This is a genomic window from Arthrobacter sp. (genome assembly GCF_030540645.1).
GTDB lineage: Bacteria > Actinomycetota > Actinomycetes > Actinomycetales > Micrococcaceae > Specibacter.
The window spans coordinates 1-3,631 of the sequence record NZ_JAUNVV010000142.1 but is presented as its reverse complement, the minus strand read 5'-3'; the positions used below and the strand labels follow the sequence as shown (position 1 = coordinate 3,631).

Below are 3,631 nucleotides of genomic sequence, written 5' to 3'. Positions count from 1 at the left end.
AATCCCGCTAAACCCGCCGCCCCTCATCAGGACAACTCGATAAACAATACACACCTTTCTTGGAAATACCCAACTGAACCCATGTGACCCCAAACACTATTATTTACATATTGTTTATTGTATTGATTCAAACGCCATTTCTTCCAAGATATCGCGCGTTCTGTTTCATGAGGATGGCCCACTGGGCATCAGTGGGCAGCACACGAGTCGGAACAAAGGTCAGTCAAGATAGCTCTCGATGCATTTTCCGAGCAACAGGGTAGGAATTGGTCACCGCTTCAATGATCCGTCAACAGCCAGTGGGCGGACCCAGAATCTGTGACAACCATGGAGGCAATGCCGTAGTCGTCCACGATCAAATTTGACATATGCTGGCGACCAGTCATCACCCGCGGTATTTGATTCGATGGGAAGATGAATTCCCCCGCGGGCATGGACCCACTGCCCGGTACCGCACCGGCTTCCTACATCACCACCCACATCCCATCCAGGAGGTCTTCCGTGGCGCGGGAAGTAATCATCCGGGACTACACGAATCCGGAGTGCGCCCCTTTCATCACCAACACCGGCAGTTCGCCTTCCTACCCGTACCTCGACGGTGGGCCCCGGTGCAGAAGCAGAGATCACCTTGCACGGAATTGCCGTGTTCATGTACGAGCCACTCTGCCGGGCCCACCGTCGCGTATTTGAGCCTGTTCACGGCGACCTTGGCCCGGAACAGCACGAGAACACTGACCAGCCCACCCGCTCGGCCAATACCATCGCCGGCATCCTCCGTGTCCTAGGTCAGCAGACGACACACGTCCTTCTCAAATGTATCGAATGAAGACCCAGCTGGCTTGCGTTCATACGTCGGCGCGGCAGCTGCCGCCAAAGCCTGATCAAACGTCACGCCCCCGACTCCCAGCGGTTTCACCGCATCCCGTTCAAGGATCTACTCCTTCGCATAGGGTGGCGGACAAGTGCCCCGTCCACCAAATGAATCGCCTTCAAAGATGTCTGGTGGCCATATGTTCAGTTGGCAATACTGGCCCAGTTGTCGGCTAGCGTTGACACGGCTGACGCCAGCACGCCCAGCGCAGATGTCAGTGAGGTCCTGGATCCATCCGTTCCACCGCCTGCGTTCATCGCGGTGCTGCGGCAGGTCCAGGCTTCAGGACTCTGGATATGGTGAGATTTTCTGGGTGGGGTTTTAGCGGTTTTTCTTGATTTTGTAGTGCAGGATGAAGTTGGTGCCGGGGTAATTCGTTTTGGTGTTGGTGAGGTGTTCGCAGAGTTCTGCGATGGCCAGGGTTTTCGCTTTGGTTGGCATGGGGTCCAGTGTGATCGTCAACTGCCCCGGGATGGTGGGGTCGATGTCTCCTGGCTGGTTGAAGGCCTGGCGCATGAGTGCGTGGGCTTCATCGCTGCCGCGTTTGTAGCCGGTGTTGGTGCGGATCTCGCGGGCGATGGTCATGGCGGTGTTGTAGGCGGCGATGCGGATCCCGTGATGGATGAGTTTCGTCTCGGTGTCTAGGACTTGCTGCCCGGGGGCGAGGTCCCCGAGCCGGACCCTGGCGGGGAGTTCTTTGTGGGCTGCTTCGGCAGTGTTGAGGGCTGTTTCTGCTGCCCAGAGGGGCGCCTTGAGAGTATTGATCATCGTGTTAGTGACCATGAGCTCTTGGGTGCCGGGAGCTGGGTTCTTCATGTCCAATTCGCCAGCATCAACCTGTGCCGCAACGCCAGCGTGGTGCTTCCTAGCGGCCACGACGAGTTGGTAGGCCTTGGTTTTGGCGGGGTTCGGGACCATCCGTTGGGGATCATCATCACTACTGGTGTAACAGTCGTGGGAGTCCAGCTCGAAGTGCATGCGGGCGTAGCGGAACTGGTTTTCTTGCCGCCACCTGTTCCCCATCCGATGGATCGCCTCCCCGGCTGGCAGGTCGTGGTCGGTGGTGAGGATGTGGATCTGCCGGGTCCCGCTGCCTTTGGTGTTCGGCACGATCTGGCTGATCGCCCGTATCTGGAACACTTCCCCGGTCTTCGCAGTGGTTGTCAGGGGTAGATCCATGAGTGTGTCCGCAGCGCTCCAGCTCCTGGTTTCCCCGTGTTCGTCGGTGTAGGAGACCTGTGTGAACAGGGTTTCGTTGATGTCCGCGGTTTTGCCTTTGTACCAGGTCAGCACATCAAAACCCTGTTCCTTCATATGGGCGAAGAGGGTTGGTGACCAGCCGCCACGGTCGAAACCAACCAGCACCCGGCGGTCATCGCCAATCGCGGTCCGCAGTTCGGGCAACAGACGGCGTAGTTCTCCGGCGAGGGAGGCGCCGGGTTCGGCCATGACCAAAAAGACCGGGGAACCGTTCGTGTCACTGACCCAGGTCTCTTCCGTGGCAGGGACGGGGAATTTCAGGCGGGTGGAGTAGAGCTTGCCGATCTTCTTCGTGCCTTGGTAGGCGCGCACGTGCCCATCAACGTAGAGGATAGCGGCCAACTCTGCCCCGTCCTGGCCGGTATTTGTCAGGTGGTGGGAGGCCAGAGCGGCAATTAGCTCCGGTGCCTTGCCGGTCTGGGCGAGTTGGGCGATGCGCCGGCGGATCGTTTTCACTTCCGGGGCCCTATCCAATCCCAGGATCCGGCCGAGGTCTTCGGGGTTGAAGCGGGTCGCGCCCTCGGCCCGGGATTCCCCAGCCAAGGCCCTCACTACGGCATCGACCAGGATCGTTTCCAGCCCGTAGAACCCGTTCGGTAACGCTCCATAAACACTCTTGGCACAGGTGAGTAGCCCGGAGCTTTCCAGGGCAGGGAAGGCCAGGAACAACCCGACATAAGGGACCCGGGCTGCCGGGAAGAATACCGGAGAGGCGGCTTCGGCCTCGCCTGCGGCGGCACGCTCGCCCGAACGGGGCACCGGGGCCGGTAAGACCGGAAGCTCCTCTTGAACCAGCACGGCAGGCAGTACGGCTGGCGCTTCGTTGTCGGTGGGTGCGGTGTCTGGGGCCACAGTCATGGCCATGGCGCGCCGAACGGTGTCAGTGGAAACACCGGTTGCTATCGCAGTGGCGCGCAAGCTCGCACCAGTAGCGCGGTAGGCACGGATCTGATCCGCTTTCGGTTCCGTTAGCAGTGACGGGCGTTTGGGGCCCTTCTTGACCGAGGCCAGCCCGGCGAGGCCCTCCGCGTCAAAAGAGATGCGCCAGCGCCGCAATGACTCGGTGTTGATATTAAAAGCTGCAGCGACTTCATTGACCTGCGCGGCCCCGGTTTCCACCAGCTGCGCAGCCGCCAAACGACGCATCTCTCGTTGTTCCGGTCCCCACACATAGGCCAGCTGACCATTGATAAAGATCCGGCCAGCACCATCGGGTTCTTCCAGCAAGGCCACCCACTCCCCAACGAGCAACGCGCCCAACCTTCCCATCAGGGGCAGTGCACTTTGAGTGGTCATCGAAACCATTGTTTCACTCACCCAACCCGAAAATAATCACACCCTTATTATCTCACAAAGAGGGCAAGATTAACAGCCCAATAGTCACCAAAAACCCCGAATACCCGGCAAAGTCTAGAACCTACCTCCCGACCATATCCAGAGTCCTGAGGCTTAGCCAGGACGCCTGTGTCTGCAGTGGCAGACGGGACTCGATGGCGACGA

At 59.3% G+C, this 3,631-nt stretch carries 1 protein-coding gene; it reads right to left on the bottom strand.

All coding sequences use genetic code 11. The features are described from left to right. Positions 1 to 1,192: 1,192 nt before the first annotated feature. Positions 1,193 to 3,427, bottom strand: coding sequence for a putative transposase (locus Q4P21_RS15965; protein ID WP_303389705.1), 2,235 nt, complete (start codon positions 3,425 to 3,427; stop codon positions 1,193 to 1,195). Positions 3,428 to 3,631 lie beyond the last annotated feature (204 nt).

Coding starts and splice junctions, on each gene's coding strand:
- Q4P21_RS15965 (WP_303389705.1), bottom strand. CDS start 3,427: ATGACCACTCAAAGTGCACTGCCCCTGATGGGAAGGTTGGGCGCGTTG.